Raw genomic sequence first — 18,301 nt, forward strand, 5'->3', positions numbered from 1 at the left:
ACTTACTCCTGGTCAATCGACCGCAGCCGTGCAATGTCGGTGATGTCGCTTAGGAAGATGCGGTGGAAAGCGCAAGGCCAATTGTCCGTTCCGCCAGTTTGATCTTGAAGGCGTTCTGCGCGGTAGGGTTAGCGGCAGCCAGCAACTGTGTGGCTACGGCCTTCGCGCCATCAGGCAGATAAGCTTCGGCCTCTTCACTTCGCCAAGGCTTGTACGCCACGCCTCCCAGGGCGAGTTGCCCGGTCCGGTCTGGCAGTACGATCGCCGCGACAGAAACCAGCGCAAACGCGTAGGAGGCGCGGTCACGAACCTTGTAGTAGATATGCTCGCCCCCTAAAGGTTTAGGCAGTGTCACGGCAGTAATCAGTTCGCCGTTGTTCAGGATGTTCTCGATATGTGGGGTGGCCCCCGGTGCGCTGTAAAGGTCGGCGAGATCAATCGTTCTGACTTGGCCGTCCGAGTTGAGTGTTTCTACCCTTGCGCCCAATGCTCGCATCGCCACAGCCATGTCGCTGGGGTGGCTGGCAATGCAGGCATCGCTGACCCCGACGATCGCTTGTTGCCGACTGGCGCCACCGATTGCAGAGCAGCCGGCACCCGGACGCCGCTTATTGCAAGGCTGATTGGTATCGTAAAAGTAAGCACACCGGGTGCGTTGCAATAGATTGCCCGCCGTTGTGGCTTTGTTGCGCAGTTGTCCTGACGCTCCCGCGAGCAGCGCTTTGGAGAGTACGGCGTAGTCTCGACGTACCTGAGGCGCAGCGGCCAGGTCGGTGTTACGCACCATGGCGCCGATCCTTAGCCCGCCGTCCTCGGTCGGGGTGATTTCATCGAGCGCCAGTCCGTTTACATCAATCAGGTGCTGCGGGGCTTCTATCTCCAGTTTCATCAGGTCGAGCAAATTGGTACCGCCGGCGATGAATCGGGCGCCCGGGTTATTGGCAGCGGCATTAACCGCTTGCTGCAAAGAGGTGGCTCGTTCGTAAGTAAAGGATTTCATGCCTTACCTCCGGCTATCTCTTGAATGGCATCGACGATGTTGGAGTACGCCCCGCAACGGCAGATATTGCCACTCATGCGCTCGCGGATTTCGGCGGCTGTGACGGTGCTCCTGGCGATCAAATCGCCGCTGACGTGGCTGGGTATGCCAGCCTTTATTTCTTCAAGCATCGCGACTGCTGAGCAAATCTGCCCAGGCGTGCAGTAACCGCATTGGTAGCCGTCGTGCTTGATGAATGCCGCTTGCAGAGGGTGCAGGTTGTCCGGCGTACCGAGCCCTTCAATGGTGGTGATGCTGTCCCCTTCGTGCATGACCGCAAGCGTGAGGCATGAGTTTATTCGTCGACCTTCTACGATTACCGTACAGGCACCGCATTGGCCGTGGTCACAGCCCTTCTTGGTGCCGGTTAAATGCAGCCTTTCTCGAAGGACGTCCAGGAGCGTGCTGCGGTTGTCGACATCCAAGGCAACTCGCCGCCCGTTGAGGGTGAACGTCACATGACTGCCTGGCGGGCTCTGCGCTGCTGATTTCGTGTTGGCAGTCGCTTGGGCATCATCGACCTTTGTTAATACGGCCGTGACTGCAGTACCTGCGGTACCTATCAGCACTTGTCGTCGGGAGAGTTCTATTCCAGCTCCCGTTGCGGTGGGGGTTTTAGTGTTCATCAACGTCTCCATTCGCAGTAGGTGTGGCTGAAGCCGGTGTTCAGTGTGGGAGCGTATGGCACTAGGTTGCGGCTGATAACTGGCGTTTTCAGAATGAATCCGTGAGCAGCACTCAGTAATCCACGCCACGGCCAGGAGTGGATAGGAACCGGGCGTGCGGGCTATTTACTCGGTGAAGGAAAGAACACCCGGCTGCGTTGAAGGTCTGGCGCCAGAGCTATGAAGGCGAAGCCAGCTACGTTCGGCGCTTGGTAGTTTCAGGACACGCACGAACGCTTCTTCGATGTCACGCTCACGCAAATAGAGCTGGAAGACGATCTAGGCCAAGCGCTCTTTTCTAACCGTGAAAAGGTGCTTGAGGCTGGCTTGTTGGTCGATGTACGAAGGATTACGGTGTCACGCCTGCTAGAAGTCTGATCAAGCTTCCTGCATCCCAAGGAGTGAGCTGCCGACTTTCTGGCAGAGTTTTGAAAAGCGTCGGAGTGAGGTCTGAATTCAGTTGGCGATCTGCACCTGAGATGTTAATGGCATGGGGAGTTATCACTCGGTTGCTCACGCTCTTAGGCAGAGGAGAGCCTCTCATCGACCTACCTTCACTCCGCGGTGTTTGGGAACAACAACGGGTCAGTTTTCGAGAAGGAGACTGTTGGACCTTAGGGTGGGGGCATCCTTTTCAAACCATCCAAAGCATGCCCCTCAAATGTGCCCCCAAGTAGCAATCCACTGGAAGTGAATGGAGCTCCATGGTTTGTGGAAAGTCAGAAATGATCAGATAAACAGCCCATCCGGCGACGCCTAAAGACTCTCAGGATCGCCAAAAAACATCTGAATCCGCGACCGCAACCAGCGCTCGCCCGGATCGTTATCCTGCGAGCCGCGCCATGCCATGTGGAGTTCGAAGGTGCGCGTCGGCAGCGGCGGATCCTCGGCGCGCAGACCGCCGGCCGCCGTCAGTGCTTCCGCCGTGTAATCTGGCACGGTGGCGACGATGTCTGTGCCCGCGAGCAGTGTCCCCAACCCGTTGAACTGTGGCACCGCCAGCACGACGTGCCGTTTGCGTCCGAGCTTTTCCAGTTCTTCATCGACAAAACCACTGAGATCGCCGGCAAACGACACCAATGCGTGCGGCCGGGCGCAGTAGTCGTCCAGGCTCAAGGGGCCGGGGACGGTGTCGGCGCGCAGCAGTTTCGGGGCGCTGCGGCGCAAGACTTTGCGTTTGGCGTTGGCCGGCAGGTCGGTAGTGTAGCTGACGCCGATGGAGATCTCGCCGGAGGCCAGCAGGGCCGGCATCAATATGTAATTGACCCGCCGCACGACGAGGACGATGCCCGGCGCTTCGGCGCGCAGACGTTTGAGCAGCATCGGCAGCAAGGCGAACTCGACGTCATCGGACAGGCCGATGCGGAACACCGAGGTACTGGTCGCCGGATCGAAATCCGCGGCGCGGCTGACCGCGGTGGAAATCGAATCGAGGGCAGGCGAGAGCAGGGCGAAGATTTCCACCGCGCGGGCGGACGGTTCCATACTCCGGCCGGTGCGCACGAACAGCGGATCATCGAACAGGCTGCGCAAGCGAGAAAGCGCCGCGCTGATGGCCGGTTGGCCGAGGAAGAGCTTTTCCGCGGCCCGAGTCACACTGCGTTCGTGCATCAATGTTTCGAACACGATCAGCAGGTTCAGGTCGACACGACGCAGGTCATTACGATTCATCTGGAGTCCTGGCAGAGTCATCAAGCTTGACGAGAGCGGCCATATGAGAACAATGGCCGGCATGAATCTTACGGGGAAAGGCTGGTACTCTGCACCGGAAAATTCAGCTTTACCGAGACGGCGACCACAGTTTTTTCAGCGTTTGTGCCCGTGCCGCTTCTGCTGCGGAATCAATGACAGGCATGTCGACTATTAATAGCCACTGATGGTCTTGGGTCAAAAGCCCAGATAGAGTTCATGGCATTAGAGGTTACTTTGACGAGGTTTGCGATGTCCCGCACGATCCGTTTTCACAAGTTTGGTCCGGCCGAGGTGCTCAAATGCGAAGAGCATGCGGCCGCTCAGCCAGGTCCTGGCGAAGTGCAGGTGCGTGTCGAGGCGATCGGCATCAGCTGGTACGACACGTTATGGCGTCAGAACCTGGCCTCGTCACAGGCACGGCTGCCTTCGGGCCTGGGCCATGAAATGGCGGGGGTGGTCACTGCCGTCGGCGCCGATGTCGAAGACCTCAGCGTCGGAGACAAAGTCGCCAGTTTCCCGGCCGAAAGCCCGAACGACTATCCGGTTTACGGCGAGTCGATCGTGTTGCCGCGTACCGCGCTGACCCGTTACCCGGATGTACTCAGCCCGATCGAAGCCAGCGTGCATTACACGCCGCTGTTGATCGCCTACTTCGCCTACGCCGATCTGGCGCGGGTCAAGCCCGGGCAGTTTGCCCTGGTCACCGACGCGAGCCATTGCGCCGGCCCCTCGTTTGTCCAGTTGGGCAAGGCGCTGGGCGTGCGGGTCATTGCCGCGACCAAAACGGCGGAAGAGCGCGAGTATCTGCTGTCCCTCGGCGCGGAAAAGGTGATTGTCACCGAGGAAGAAGATCTGTTGATGCGCATCAACAAGATCACCGACAACCGTGGCGTCGATGTGGTCTTCGATGGCCTCGGCGGCCCGCAGATGTCATTGCTTGGCGATGTCCTCGCACCGCGCGGCAGCCTCGTGTTGTACGGTCTGCAGGGCGGCAACCAGACGCCATTCCCGGCGTGTGCAGCGTTCCAGAAGAACATCCAGTTCTTTGTGCACTGCATCGGCAACTTCACTGGCAAGCCGGAACTGGGCATCACTCAGGATCACGTCGCCCTGCAACGTGCCCTGCGCGACATCAACCAGTTGACCGCTGACCGTGTGTTGCTGCCGCTCAAGACTCGCGTCTTCGCGTTTAACGAGTTCGTCGAAGCTCACCGCTACATGGACGAATGCCCTTGCCGCGAGCGGGTTGCCCTTCAAGTCGAACCGGCGTAACGCCGGCTACCAGAGTCCGTGGCCCCACGGACTCTTTTGCGTTTATGCCGCGTTGAAATACACTCCTCTCTGATCCGGGATTCTCTCGCCGCTCAGCAACTGAGCTGGTTTTTCCTGTTGATCTGTATCTACTAATCACAATGTAAGCCCTGATAATTGAGTGATTACTTTCATCTCAAGGAATGAGCCATGGCTGTGCATTCAATTTGTCTCCGGCAATATCAAACGGCTAGCGTTATCCGCTTTGTCAGGTTCTGTTTAATTGCTGTAGGCATATTCCGAAACTGCTTCTCTTTTTCTTGTACTCATTTGGCGTCGGACCTTGTCGGAAGTTTCCTAGGATATTTTCGCGATATAAAAAAACCTTAAAAAACAAATAGATAGAGCTGCGAGATGGCTGATTTTCGGGCTTTTCTGCGCTCAAGTGTTTCAAGTGACTACAACTTTGTAAGTGTTAGCATTTGGGCGTCTATTACTTATTGATGAATTGCCATGCAGCAGAGACTCCAGTCCGCATGGCGTGAAATTTCGATTCCGGGTAAATACTGATGAGCACGATCCATGATCAGGCAATGAACTATGTCTATCAGCAAGTGTTGCAACGCTTGCTGGGTTTCTTCTCGCGCGCAGAACGCACTGCATTGCAGTTATTGATCCAGCGCCTGGTCGCAGCGGCTGGCGGCATGGATAACATCGGGCATTTCAAGGTGCTGGTGAATCAGTCCGGGTCTCGCGACAGCTGCTACACGCTGGCCTTGCTTCGGGCGGCGCAGTTGAGTATCGCTGGGCGTGCCCCGGCGACCTTCCAGCTGCGCGTGGCAACGCTGCGCTGGAATGGCGAACGTCCCGCGGCCTTGCAGAACATGCACCGCAGCTACAGCGCGCTGTTCCTTTACGACGATCCTCGGGTCGAGTTGCTGATGGTGGACCACTGCGAGGTTTTGCCGTTCGACCATCGTGCGCCCGTCAGCGAGGCGGGGCGCGAGGCCAGCCGCATCAATCTGATGCTGGTCGGCCATCGCCGCAACTGGATTGAAACGCTGGAGCTATGGGATGACGCTTACCTGGCAACGGCCGATTATTACGGCCAGATTGCCCGCTGGAATAACGGCGTCGATGCCATGGTCAGTACCGAATCGACAGCCAGCCAGCAGCACTTTCTCGACGGCTTGAATCGTGCAGTGCAGCGGGTAGGGCTGGCCGGACCGCTGCCGGGTGGCGCCGGATTCGACATGCTGTTCGCGCTGCTCGACGGGTTGGGTCACGACTTTTACCGTGAGTTCAATATCGAGGAAGAGCGTGCGCAATGGCGTCCCGAAGGCCAATTTGAAACCTGCCGGCGTGCCCACTTCATCGACATCAACGACATGATCGTCGGCGGGCCTGAGGAGCGCTGGCCGCTGCTTGGCGATTTTCTCGAGTTCGATGCCGATGACCTGACGCTTTACCCCTGTGACGAGCCCTTCGCGGACCCGTTGGTTTCGGCGCATTTGCGCGGGTTGCATGCACAGTTCATTGAGGGGCGGACGTATCAGGCGGGCGTCAGTGATTACCTCGAGGCGCGGTTGGTCAGGATGCGTAAGGAGTCAGTGCCCGAGCCGGTTTGCGAGCAGTTGCTGGCATGCCTCGGCAATGTGCAGCCATCTGAGCATTTGCACGCGGCAGAGAGTTATCTGTTGAAGAGCTTCGATCTTAATGAAGTGCAGCTGACATGCCTGCTGTTCGCGCCGTTCATCGATGCTGGTGCCGGTCTTGAACGGTTCCTGCGCAATTGCCATCCGGGAATGCTGGTCGCCATGCCGGAGCTGCACCGTGCAATGCAGGGCTTGCAGGCACCGGAGCAAGTTCTGAAGTGGATGACCGACGTCAGCGGATTGCCGACCGTCTTGATCGAGCGTCTCTATGCAATGGGTCCGGTGCAAATCTCGGCCGTGCGCGAAAGTGCCTCACGCGATGGTTGCCAGGGCGGGACGGGGACTGTGCCGGCAGTCGAGCGGTCGACGGAAAGCTGAGTGTGAGCCATTTGTCAGGATTTGCGTCGGTGTTTACGGAACCGGCGTTGTGAAAGCGCCGCGGGAAAATGACTTCGTTTATCAGGCGGTCTACCGATATCTGACGATGCTGATTGAAGAAGCGGGGAGTCATGCGCCGGTGCGCATGCCTTCATTGCGGCAATTGGCAGACCGGCTCAATGTGTCGATCTCGACCGTGCAGTACGCGTACTCCTTGCTGGAAAAAGAGGGCCGGGTGTACTCAATCGCCAAGTCGGGCTATTACGCGCCAGCGCTTTTGGCGACAGACACGCCCGACAGTGGCAGTGATCTGCTCGAAACCGTGTACGTCAACGCCCGCCGCCCGGGGATGTGTGTGTTGAGCGCCGACGAGCCGGCTTCGCTGCAACCGTTGGATAGCCCCTTGTTGACGCTTGAGCGAGAACTCTTGCGTCAGTATCCACGACAATTGCAAACGATCGCGCAGCCCTGCGGCGAGCTGGAATTGCGCACGGTGCTGGCCGCACGCTACACCACCTCCACGGCCAACTGCTGGTATGCCGATGACGTTTACGTTGGCGCCGACCTGCGTGGCGTACTGGAAATCCTGATCTCGGTACTGCAATTGCGTCAGGCGACTGTGGTGGTGGAGTCGCCTTGCGACTGGGTAATCCTGCGCCTGCTGGATGCGGCCGGAGTGCGGGTCATCGAGCTGCCCGTGCTGGCCGAGGGTGCGCTGGATCTGATGGCGCTGGCGGGCTTGCTCAAACGTGAACCGGTCAGACTGGTTCTGTTGTCATCCGCGCTGAGCATGCCTCAGGGCAACCTGTTATCTGCGGCCAACTGCCAGGCTATCGCCCATCTGCTGGGCTGCCACGGCACTTGGGTGCTGGAGAACGATTGTTATAGCGAACTCGATGAATCGGGCAGCGGCCAGCGTCTGCGTGACTGGCTTGATCCTGATCGCCTGCTGGTGTTTTCCGCATTCGAGAAATTCATGGGTGCCGAGGCGCCGTTCGGTTTTGTGCTGTCGCGCCACTGGCGCAGCGAGCTGCAGCGACATTTTCTGCTGCGTGCGTTTCGCCTGTCGCCGATCCGCCAGAAAGCCATTGCCAGACTCCTGGGAAGCGGACGGCTGGACCAACATCTGGCCGTCCTGCGGCGAATGCTCAAGGAGCGTCGCACGCAGTTGATTCAGTTATTGCGCGAGCGCCTGGTGGACGCGCTGCACATGGTCGAACCGCAGGGTGGGGCGACCGTCTGGGTGGGGTCGTTACGTCCGGTGGACATGGAACGTGTGTTTCATCGTCTGCTCAGGCAGCAAATCATCGTTGCGCCGGGAGCGCTGTTCAGTCTCGAGGGATTGCACAGCGATTACCTGCGTTTGAGCTCGCTGGGGCATGGCGAGCGCGATCTGGGCACTGTCATCGGCTTGCTGGGCGATGCCTTGCGCTTGTCCCAGCGTGGATAACGTTAAAAAACATCGGGCGCACTTCGGAAACATCCCTTCGCCCCGCGGTCAAACTGCCAGTAAACTGCGCTGTATTTCCTGAACCACTCGATTTCAGAGGTTTTGCATGACACTCAGTCCTTTTGCGGGCAAACCGGCACCGGCAGACTTGTTGGTCGACATCCCGCGACTGGTTACGGCCTATTACACCGGCCAGCCTGATGCATCGGTTTCCACCCAGCGTGTGGCGTTCGGTACATCCGGCCACCGGGGCAGCTCCTTCGACTTGAGTTTCAATGAATGGCACGTGCTGGCCATCAGCCAGGCGATTTGCCTGTACCGCGAAGCCCAGGGCATCACCGGTCCGCTGTTCGTTGGCATCGACACGCATGCACTGTCGACCCCGGCTGGGGCGAGCGCACTGGAAGTACTTGCTGCCAACGGTGTCACCGTGATGATTGCCGAAGGCGATGAGTACACGCCAACGCCGGCGATCTCCCACGCCATTCTTTGCTATAACCGCGGCCGTACCTCGGGTCTGGCTGACGGTATCGTCATTACACCGTCGCACAACCCGCCACAAAGCGGTGGCTATAAATACAACCCGACCAATGGCGGTCCGGCTGACACGCACATCACCAAGTGGATCGAAGCCAAGGCCAACGAATTGCTCGCCAACAAACTGGCGGGTGTAAAGCGCATCAGTTACGAGCAGGCACTCAGGGCCAACACCACCCATCGTCACGATTACCTGAACACCTACGTTGCCGACCTGATCAACGTCATCGATTTCGACGCCATCCGTAACGCCAAACTGCGTCTGGGTGTTGATCCGCTGGGCGGAGCAGGGGTGCGCTACTGGTCCGCCATTGCCGAGCACTATCGTCTTGACCTGGATGTGGTGAACAAAGAAGTCGATTCGACGTTTCGTTTCATGACCGTCGACTGGGACGGGCAGATCCGCATGGACCCGTCGTCTAGCCATGCCATGCAAGGTCTGATCGGCCTCAAAGAGCGTTTCGACGTCGCGTTCGCTTGCGACCCTGACCACGATCGCCACGGCATCGTTACGCCATCCGGTGGTTTGCTCGCGCCGAACAATTACCTGGCCGTGTCCATTGATTATCTGTTCCAGAACCGTGAGCAATGGCGCGCCGATGCGGCGGTGGGTAAAACCGTGGTCAGCAGTGGCCTGATCGATCGCGTTGCCACGCGTCTGGGGCGTCGCCTGTACGAAGTGCCGGTCGGCTTCAAATGGTTCGCTGACGGTCTGTTTGACGGTTCGCTCGGTTTTGGTGGGGAAGAGAGCGCCGGCGCATCGTTCCTGCGCAAGGACGGCGGTGTCTGGAGCACCGACAAGGACGGTCTGATCCCGGCATTGCTCGCCGCCGAAATGACCGCGCGTACCGGTCGCGATCCAAGCCAGGCTTACCGCGCGCTGATCGATGAACTGGGTGAGCCGTTCTCGGTTCGCGTCGACGCCAAGGCCAACCCACAGCAAAAAGCCCTCCTGAGCAAGCTGTCGCCCGAGCAGGTGACCTCGACTGAGCTGGCCGGTGAGCCGATCCAGCGCATTCTCAGTCACGCGCCGGGCAACGACCAGGCCATCGGTGGCCTGAAGGTGATGACTGAAAACGGCTGGTTCGCGGCGCGTCCATCGGGTACCGAGGACATCTACAAGATCTACGCCGAAAGCTTCGTCGGTGAGGACCACCTCAAGCAATTGGTGGCAGAAGCGCAAACACTGGTGGACGGCGCCATTTCCGGCCAGTGACAGCCCAAAAAAAGGGGCGACCTTGCGGCCGCCCCTTTTTTTTGCCTGCGATTTACGCCAGATCCACCAGCACGATTTCGCTGTCCTCGATGGCTGTGACTGTCAGCACCTGCTCATGGGCCACCGCCACGCCATCGCGCGCCTGAGCGCGTAAACCGTTGACGTCGATCACGCCGGTCGCCGGAACCAGATAGGCGCGACGACCTTCATCGAGCCGATACTCTGCGGTTTCGCCAGCCTTGATGTTGGCCGCGACCAAACGAGCATTGGCGCGAATTCGCAGGCTTTGATCGTCGCCAGCCTTGCCGCTGGCGAGTGTCACGAAGCCTTCACGCTGCCCCTTGGGGAACGGTTTCGCGCCCCATGACGGCGGTGCGCCGGTTTCGGTAGGGAGAATCCAGATCTGGAAGATTTTCGTGTGCTTGTCTTCCAGGTTGTATTCGCTGTGAGCGATGCCGGTGCCAGCGCTCATCACTTGTACGTCGCCCGCTTCGGTTCGGCCCTTGTTGCCCAGGTTGTCCTGATGGGTAATCGCACCTTCGCGGACATAGGTGATGATTTCCATGTCGCGGTGCGGATGCTGAGGGAAGCCAGTGCCGGGGGCAATGATGTCATCATTCCACACCCGCAGGTTGCCCCAACTCATGCGGTTCGGGTCGTAGTACTCAGCGAAGGAAAAGTGGTGATGGGCATCCAGCCAGCCGTGGTGGGCACCGCCCAGGGAGTTGAAAGGTCTGAGTTCCAGCATGATCGTCGCCTCGAAAAGTTCATCATGGGCTGTGCCCGTGGTTAATGGAGGCGATCATCTATCAGCTGACCATCGATAAAAAGCGTAAAAACTGCGGCATGATGATCCGGTTTTTTGATCAATTGGGCGCTGGTGATGGTCTTATCTCACCTTCACTTCGTCACCTAAACCAATGACCCGTAAGCATTTCGCTAGAACTTGCCGGCGAATACAGACACCATAGCCGCCAACAGCCTCAGACACTGGAGCCCGTCAGCGTGGCGCAACACACCCCCGAACTGCCCCCCGAACTTCGTCCACTGGCCGAGATGCCTTGGTTCAAGCGTCTGGCCGCACGCTTCTTCGGCCACGGACTGACCCGTCTGCGCGCCCAGCACCGTGCGTCCTGGCTGCACGGCCAGGCGGATGGGTTTCGCAGCGGCCACACGGCCGGCGTCGAGTACGGTTTCAAGGAGGGTAAGCTCGAGGGGCTGGAAGAGGGGCGTCAGGTCCTGTTGATCCGCGACAGCCGCAGCACCGAACATCGGCCGCCCAGTGTTGATAACCATTTGTTCGACGACTGGCGCCTGCCGCTGACGGCTGAACTGAAAAAACGCATGAAAGCGGATGTCGGCCGTTTGCTGCCCGGACACGCTCAGCCCAGCGCCGCGCAATGGAAGATGATTTTCAGCGACACGCCGTCGACTTCGGTGGTGGCCGGCGCGGGTGCCGGCAAGTCGACCACACTGGTGTTGCGCATTCTGCTGCTGAGTCATTACCTGGGTTTTGAGCTGGATTCGATGACCGTGGTCACCTTCACCCGCGAGTCGCGCAAGGACTTCATCGATAAACTGATTGAAGTGTTTGCGCTTTGGGGATTGACGTTGAGCCTCAGGCAAGCGCGGGAGCTGGTGCGCACGTTCCACTCGCGAATTTTGCCCATGGTGCGCAGCTTGGCGGGATTCGAGCGTTTGCAGGCCTTCGAAAATCTCAGCCAGCGTTCACTCGCAGGCGAAGAGGAGGCGGACAGCAATCCGTTCGACCTGCGCATCAACGATGCGCAGCGCCAGCAACTCAATGCCTGTTACCACCGTTTATTCACCGAGGACGAGCGGTTTCGTCAGTTGATTCAGCCGCTGTCGCGTGCCGGTTTGCAGCTCAAGGAGCTGGAACGTGACCATCCTGATGTGCAGAAGCGCATGGCCGTCACCGAACTGGCGTCCAGGCGCGATGAGGAACTGTGCGATGCGATCGAGGACCTCTGGTTTCGCGCGGGCGCCTGGCCGATCAAAGGCATCGAGCCGAATCGGCAGACGTTCGACATCAATGGCTCGACCTTCCACTGCCATGGTTACATCCCCAGTCTGGATGCTTGGGTGGTGCTGGGTTTTGACCCCCGGGAAAACCCGCAGGTCTGCCGACCCAACGCCAAGCTTAGCCTGCGTGCAGAGTGGGCGGTCAAGCGCACCCTGTTTCAAGCTTTCTGCCGTAAGCCTTTGATTTGGTTAGATAGCTACGAGTCGTCTCGCCGGGTTCTGGCGACCCTGGCCGGTGATGCCAGTGCTGGCCCCGGCTTCGATTACAAGGTCAAGGGAGAACTGGCCTCGGCGCCATTGCTCGACTGTTTCGTCGCGGCCGCAGGCTTTATCGAGAATCTGGGCCTGGATGTGCCGGATGCCGTCGGGCGCATGAGCTTCGCCAAGGATGATCCGGACCGGTTTTTCTTTGAGGCACTGAGCCTGTTCTGGCGGGCGTTCGAAGACCACCTGCTGGACCAGAAACCTCCTGTGATGACTTACAACCGCATGTTTGCGCTGTTCAGCGAGCATTCGCCGGAGAATCTCAAGCTGCTCAGCGACGAACTGCTCAGGCCTTTGTCGCACCTGATGATCGACGAATTTCAAGACGTTTCACCACAAATCGTCTCCTGGATCCGCGCCAGCCTCAGCGAAATCCGCAGCCGCGGCCCGGCCATGCACATCGGCCGCGGTGCGCAGCGCTCGTCGCTGCTGTGCGTGGGGGATGACTGGCAATCCATCTATGGCTGGCGCGGCAGTTCGCCGAGTTACTTCATGGAATTCAACAAAGAGTTCCCGTCGCCGAGCACCACCCGAGTGATGCTCAGCGACAATTACCGCAGCCACCAGTACATCATCGACGCCGCCGAACACATCGTCCGTGCAGCACCGGCGATCGCGGGCAAGAAAGCCAAGGCCAGCGGTGAGCCGAAGACGCCGCACCCGGTCAATGTGTTGGAGCGCGATGATCAGGCCATGGGCCAGCGCCTCGCCGAGCATTACCGGCAGGGTCATTCAATCTTGATGCTTTATCGAAAAAGCAGCGATAAGCTATTGATACAAGAGCATATTCAGCCTGTAGTTAATGTTGATTCGAGCTTGCCGTACGAAGCCCGACGGCTCAAACAGCTCACTTATCACAGCGCAAAAGGCCTACAGGCCGATGCCGTGTTTCTGCTTGGCGATTGTCAGCACCTGACCAGCTCACCTTACAAAAATCAGGTTTACCGCATGGCCGGCCTGGGCAAGAACGGCGACAGCGAACCCTACGACAGCGCGCAAAAGGACGAAATCCTGCGCCTGGCCTATGTCGGCATCACCCGGGCGGTGAGCCATTGCTACTGGTACGTCGATCCTCAGGAAGCACCTGCGGCCAACATGCCGCGTGCGTCCGATCGGGTGGCGAGGGGCAAGCCGTTTTTTGCCGACCAGCGACCTGAAAAGAAAATCGGCTGAACGACAAAGCCCCGGCTTTTGGGCACGGGGCTTTTTGCATTGGAGCTTGGGCGGCGCTGGAGCGCGGTTATCGGGATTAGGTGTGTTCAGTCATGGATGAGGCGGCTATCAAACCGCTATCGCGAGCAGGCTTGCTCTCACAAACAAAAAAGCCCGCATCGCTGCGGGCTTTTCAAATTAAATCAATACATTACGCGTAGCTCTTGAATAATTCCGGAGGAGTAAAAGCCTCCAGCTCAGCCTCGATGGCCTCAATGATCAGCTCGACATCCGCCGCATTCATTACCGTGGCACAAGGAATGCCCGCGATTGCAATCAAGGTTTCGCCGCTCTTTCGATCGAACAAACGAGCCACCAGGCTGCCAGGCGCATCCATCGTGGCCTCAAACCCCATGGGATGAAAATGCCAGCGCATCAGCTGGCAGGCATTGGGAAACGTGACTTTGCTAAACCCTTTGTTCATGTGTTGCCCGCCTTCTTCATCGAGCGCTTCCGTTTGCTCATGTTAGGAGGGAAGAGCCTTCATTGGCTCAACCGGTGACAGGTATTAAAAGTAGCATCCGTATGTGAAAAAGCTGTGAGTTTTTTCAGTCCGTTTGGCGATTGAACTGATTTTTTTGATGTGGATCACGTCACCTTCATTAATCGCCAAAATGCCACTACGGTTTTTTCATTGAAGCCGGCGGCGATCTTGGGCAAGCTCGGTTCTTTTCGCCGAGCCTCCTATGCACGCCGACGACGACGGCCCAGAACAGACCCAGGCCACGGCCGCCACGGTCATGCGCTACCATTTGAGCTGGAAGCACCGGGACCTGGACAGCGTCATGGCGCTCTACCATCCGGCCATCCAGTACAACGATTTCTTTCAGAATCGCGTGCTGGGCCTGGATGAGTTGCGCGAGTACGTGCGTGTCAGCATGCCGCGAGAATCCGACGAACTGCTGGAGCACTGCGACCGCATTCGCGTGGATGGCAACACTGCATTCATTCAATACGAAGTCACCCTGCGCGGCGGTGAAGGGTTGGTGTCGTTCCGTTCCAGCGAGGCGATTACGGTCAGGGACGGGCTGATCTGGCGTGTCAATGAATACGCATCGTTGCTGCGTGCCCAGGCGAGCGGCACGGCGCCGGCGAGCCAGCGTCCGGCGGTGAGTCGTCTGGGCCTGTCGCCACGGCAGTTAAGCTTCATGGCGCAAGACCTGCAGCAATACTTTGAGCAACAACAACCCTACCTCGATCCCGAGCTTGACCTGCAACGGGTGGCGAAGGAGTGCGGGTATAGCCGTAATCAGATCTCGTATTTGCTCAATCAAGTGCTGGGTCAGAGCTTCTATCGCTACGTCAATCAGGCGCGCTTGCAGCATTTATTGCGCTCGCTGGACAGCGCCACATTGCCGGTGCGCATTGATGAGATGGCGTTCGCCGCTGGCTTCAACTCGTTGTCGGCGTTTTACAGTTGTTTCCGCCAGCACACCGGGCAGTCGCCAAAGGCTTACGCCAAACAAATTTCTTTGCGGACACGCGCGCAAGACATCGGCTAACGCCCGCCGCTAGGATCGACGTCATCGAAAGTTCTTCAGTGGCGGAGTCTTGCATGCCGGCGTGGCGCACTATCAGTTTGTGGATGGACCAACTCGATGAGCCGCTGATCGCGCGCCCGGCGCTTGAGCAGGATCTGGACGTTGACGTGGCGATCATCGGTGCCGGTTACACCGGGCTGTGGACCGCCTATTACCTCAAGCAACACGCTCCCGGACTCGATATCGCTATCGTCGAAGCGCAAACCGCCGGTTTCGGCGCGTCCGGGCGCAATGGCGGCTGGCTGATGGGCAATCTGCTCGGCGAAGATCGCTTGCTGGCCGGGTTGTCGTCAGAGCAGCGTCGAGCGTCGTTCGATCTGCTGCACAGCATTCCCGATGAGGTGGAAATCGTCGTCGAAAAAGAAGGGATCGATTGCGATTATCGCAAGGGCGGGGTGCTTTATTGCGCGGCGCGCTATCCAGAGCAGGAGACAGCTCTGCGCGACTATCTGAGCAAGCTGTACGGCCAAGGCCTGACCGAGGACGATTATCGTTGGCTCAGCCCGGAGCAACTGGCGCAACAGATTCGCGTGGCGAAACCCTATGGCGGCATTTTTGCGCCGCACGTTGCCACGATTCAGCCGGCAAAACTGGTGCGGGGGCTGGCGCGCACCGTGCAGGCCATGGGCGTGAGGATTTACGAAAACAGCCCGGTCACCCATTGGCAATCGGGCCATTTGCGCACCGCCAAGGCAAGCGTGCGCAGCCGCTGGATCGTCCCAGCCGTCGAAGGCTATTCGGTGACGCTGCCGCCATTGGGTCGCTACCAGTTGCCGGTGCAGAGCCTGATTGTCGCCACAGAGCCCTTATCTGCCGCGACCTGGGACGAAATCGGCCTGAGTCGCGGCCAAGCCTTCAGCGAGTTCAGCCGCCAGGTTACCTACGGTCAGCGCAGCGCCGACAATCGTTTGGTGTTCGGTGCGCGCGGCGGCTATCAGTTCGCCGGCCGCTTGCGCCACAACTTTGATCTGGCTCGCGATGAAGTCGAACTGCGCCGCTACCTGTTCGGTGAGTTGTTCCCGCAACTGAAAAACGTTCGGATCACTCACGCCTGGGGCGGCAACCTTGGCATGTCCCGGCATTTCAGGCCGCACATGCTCTGCGATCGCGCCGCAGGCATTGCGCTGTCCGGCGGTTACGGCGGCGAGGGCGTTGGCGCCAGCAATCTGGGCGGGCGCACCCTGGCCGATCTGATCCTTGAGCGCGAATCCGAACTGACGCAACAACCGTGGGTGCTGCCGGACGGCGGCATTCAAGCCTTGCGCGCGTGGGAGTCGGAGCCGTGCCGCTGGCTTGGCTACAACGCAATCATCAAAAGCTTCGTGCACGAAGACCAGACCCTGGCCAATCCGGCGACGCCACCCTGGCGGCGCAAACTGGCCAGCCGCGTCGCGGGGTTCATGGAAGGTTTCATGCACTGAACGTCGTCCCCCTCCAAAAAACAGGTCATGCCCATGAGCATCACGCAATTCAAGCACACCGCGACATTGTCGCTCGATGACTCCGCCCCGGTGGCCGTGCCGCTGGGCGAGCCGGTCGCTATCGCTTCGACCACCAGCGTGGAGCGCGACGACGGCGTCGAAACCGGCGTCTGGGAGTGCACGCCAGGGCGCTGGCGTCGGCAGATCACCGCGCAGGAGTTCTGCCATTTCATTGCCGGGCGCTGCACGTTCACCCCGGACGGCGGTGGCGAAACCCTGCACATACAAGGCGGCGACGCACTGATGTTGCCAGCCAACACGCTCGGCACCTGGGATATCCAGGAAACCGTGCGCAAGAGCTACGTGCTGATTTTCTGATTGCTTGATCTTTGATTGCCTGCCAACAAAAAAAGCCCATACAGGAATCGCCCCATGATCCAGAAAACCCTCACATTGGCGCCGCTGTTGCTGGCCGCTTCCGTCAGTCATGCGGCCGAGACGGTCAAGGTCTACAACTGGTCTGACTACATCGCGCCGGACACGACAAAAAACTTCACCAGGGAAACCGCGATCGGCGTCACCTATGACGTTTACGACAGCAACGAAACCCTCGACGGCAAGCTGATGACCGGCAAATCCGGTTACGACGTGGTGTTTCCCTCCAACCACTTCATGGCGCGACAGATTGAGGGCGGGGCACTGAAGACACTCGACAAAAGCCAGCTGCCTAACTGGAAAAATCTCAATCCGGTGCTGCTCAAGGCGTTGCAGACCAATGACCCGAACAACGAGCACGGCTTTCCGTATCTGTGGGGCAGCACCGGCATCGGTTACAACATTGCCAAGGTCAAAGCGGTACTGGGCGAAGATGCGCCGGTGGATTCGTGGGATTTGATCTTCAAGCCCCAATACATGGAAAAGCTGCAGAAGTGCGGTGTGGCGATTCTCGATAACGGCCCGGAGTTGCTGCCGGCGGCGCTCAACTACCTTGGCCTGCCACATCACAGCAAGAATCCCGAGGACTACAAAAAAGCCGAAGCGCTGCTGATGAAAGTGCGGCCCTATGTCAGTTATTTTCATTCCTCGAAATACACCAGTGACTTGGCCAACGGCGATATCTGCGTCGCGGTCGGCTTCTCCGGCGACATCCTGCAAGCGGAGAATCGCGCCAAAGAGGCGAAGAACGGCGTCGACATCGGTTATGCGATTCCCAGAGAAGGCGCGGCGATCTGGTTCGACATGGTCGCCATGCCCGCCGACGCGCCGGACGAGAAGGCCGGTTACGCCTTCATGAATTACCTGCTGCGCCCCGACGTCATGGCTGCCATCAGCAACCACGTGCACTACGCCAACGGCAACGAACAGGCCGGCAGCCTGATCGACCCGGCGATCAGAAACGACACCAAGGTTTATCCGAGTCCGGAGATGATGGGCAAGCTGTTTGCACTGGAAGCGATGCCGTTGAACATTGACCGGATTCGTACGCGGGTGTGGAACAAGATTCGCACCGGTAGCTGAGTTTTTTCGGGCATACACACGGCCCCTGTGGGAGGGGGCTTGCTCCCGAAAGCGGTGGGCCAGCGAACACAGTTATCGACTGACAGGCCGCCTTCGCGAGCAAGCCCGCTCCCACAAGGGAGAGCGGAAGACCTGATATTAGTTGATGCCAGAGTGCTGGCACTGCCATGCCAAAATGAGACTTTGCTAACAAAACCAAACTCACCGATATTTAATATTTAAATAGAAAATCGTCAGACAATTTCCAATCTTCCCGCAACTAAAAACAATATTCCCGCCCCACGCGCTTTGTTTACGGCAGTTTCCTGATACAGCCAAATTGGATCGCAAAAAAATCCTTTACGACGGATTTCAAATTGTGTCAGGTTCGTTACGCCTTCATTGGGCGAGTGATAGGACGATCTCGCCAAAGATCGTCC

14 protein-coding genes are annotated in these 18,301 nt (G+C 58.7%); 9 read left to right on the forward strand and 5 right to left on the reverse strand.

From position 1 onward, the window contains the following. Window positions 1–49: 49 nt before the first annotated feature. The 3 genes from HU755_RS00865 to HU755_RS00875 form a co-directional block, all read right to left on the reverse strand. The gene (locus HU755_RS00865) at window positions 50–1,000 is read right to left on the reverse strand and encodes a xanthine dehydrogenase family protein subunit M (protein WP_186630249.1); all 951 of its coding nucleotides are present in this window, start codon (window positions 998–1,000) and stop codon (window positions 50–52) included. Then, window positions 997–1,665 carry an aldehyde dehydrogenase iron-sulfur subunit PaoA gene (paoA, locus tag HU755_RS00870; RefSeq protein ID WP_186630250.1) on the reverse strand — a complete coding sequence of 223 codons (669 nt, stop codon included), beginning with the start codon at window positions 1,663–1,665 and terminating at the stop codon, window positions 997–999. Before paoA ends, HU755_RS00865 begins: the two co-directional genes overlap by 4 nt. A gap of 795 nt (window positions 1,666–2,460) precedes the next feature. Next, entirely contained in the window at window positions 2,461–3,375 is a 915-nt protein-coding gene (locus HU755_RS00875) for a LysR family transcriptional regulator (RefSeq protein ID WP_238349930.1), read from the reverse strand. A gap of 270 nt (window positions 3,376–3,645) precedes the next feature. On the opposite strand from HU755_RS00875, the gene HU755_RS00880 reads away from it, so the two are divergent. The 4 genes from HU755_RS00880 (at window position 3,646) to pgm (ending at window position 9,883) form a co-directional block, all read left to right on the forward strand. Further along, window positions 3,646–4,668, forward strand: a complete 1,023-nt coding sequence (locus HU755_RS00880) for a zinc-dependent alcohol dehydrogenase family protein (RefSeq protein WP_186548384.1) — start codon at window positions 3,646–3,648, stop codon at window positions 4,666–4,668. A 548-nt stretch (window positions 4,669–5,216) separates the two neighbouring features. Then, entirely contained in the window at window positions 5,217–6,680 is a 1,464-nt protein-coding gene (locus HU755_RS00885; protein ID WP_186630251.1) for a hypothetical protein, read from the forward strand. A gap of 49 nt (window positions 6,681–6,729) precedes the next feature. Next, the gene (locus HU755_RS00890) at window positions 6,730–8,130 is read left to right on the forward strand and encodes an aminotransferase class I/II-fold pyridoxal phosphate-dependent enzyme (protein ID WP_186630252.1); all 1,401 of its coding nucleotides are present in this window, start codon (window positions 6,730–6,732) and stop codon (window positions 8,128–8,130) included. Between the two features lie 106 nt (window positions 8,131–8,236). After that, window positions 8,237–9,883 (forward strand): phosphoglucomutase (alpha-D-glucose-1,6-bisphosphate-dependent), encoded by a 1,647-nt coding sequence (pgm, locus tag HU755_RS00895; RefSeq protein WP_186630253.1) that lies wholly within the window; start codon window positions 8,237–8,239, stop codon window positions 9,881–9,883. 52 nt (window positions 9,884–9,935) lie between these two features. Here pgm and HU755_RS00900 read toward each other — a convergent pair whose 3' ends face one another. Beyond that, window positions 9,936–10,631, reverse strand: coding sequence for a pirin family protein (locus HU755_RS00900; protein ID WP_186630254.1), 696 nt, complete (start codon window positions 10,629–10,631; stop codon window positions 9,936–9,938). 257 nt (window positions 10,632–10,888) lie between these two features. Between HU755_RS00900 and HU755_RS00905 the strand changes: the two genes are divergently transcribed. Then, window positions 10,889–13,363 carry a UvrD-helicase domain-containing protein gene (locus HU755_RS00905; RefSeq protein WP_186630255.1) on the forward strand — a complete coding sequence of 825 codons (2,475 nt, stop codon included), beginning with the start codon at window positions 10,889–10,891 and terminating at the stop codon, window positions 13,361–13,363. Window positions 13,364–13,553: 190 nt separating this feature from the next. Here HU755_RS00905 and HU755_RS00910 read toward each other — a convergent pair whose 3' ends face one another. Then, window positions 13,554–13,826, reverse strand: a complete 273-nt coding sequence (locus HU755_RS00910; RefSeq protein WP_186548372.1) for a DUF1652 domain-containing protein — start codon at window positions 13,824–13,826, stop codon at window positions 13,554–13,556. Between the two features lie 262 nt (window positions 13,827–14,088). On the opposite strand from HU755_RS00910, the gene HU755_RS00915 reads away from it, so the two are divergent. Genes HU755_RS00915 through HU755_RS00930 form a run of 4 tightly spaced genes read left to right on the forward strand, consistent with a single transcriptional unit; the run spans window position 14,089 to window position 17,882 of the window. Continuing rightward, window positions 14,089–14,904, forward strand: a complete 816-nt coding sequence (locus HU755_RS00915) for an AraC family transcriptional regulator (RefSeq protein WP_186630256.1) — start codon at window positions 14,089–14,091, stop codon at window positions 14,902–14,904. 53 nt (window positions 14,905–14,957) lie between these two features. Then, window positions 14,958–16,364 (forward strand): FAD-binding oxidoreductase, encoded by a 1,407-nt coding sequence (locus tag HU755_RS00920; protein ID WP_186630257.1) that lies wholly within the window; start codon window positions 14,958–14,960, stop codon window positions 16,362–16,364. Between the two features lie 33 nt (window positions 16,365–16,397). Beyond that, the gene (locus tag HU755_RS00925) at window positions 16,398–16,742 is read left to right on the forward strand and encodes a cupin domain-containing protein (RefSeq protein ID WP_186630258.1); all 345 of its coding nucleotides are present in this window, start codon (window positions 16,398–16,400) and stop codon (window positions 16,740–16,742) included. Between the two features lie 54 nt (window positions 16,743–16,796). After that, on the forward strand, window positions 16,797–17,882 hold the full coding sequence (locus HU755_RS00930) for a polyamine ABC transporter substrate-binding protein (RefSeq protein ID WP_186630259.1): 1,086 nt from the start codon (window positions 16,797–16,799) through the stop codon (window positions 17,880–17,882). Window positions 17,883–18,301 lie beyond the last annotated feature (419 nt).

Source organism: Pseudomonas sp. SWRI111 (assembly GCF_014268555.1).
In the GTDB taxonomy this organism is placed as follows: Bacteria; Pseudomonadota; Gammaproteobacteria; order Pseudomonadales; family Pseudomonadaceae; genus Aquipseudomonas; species Aquipseudomonas hamedanensis.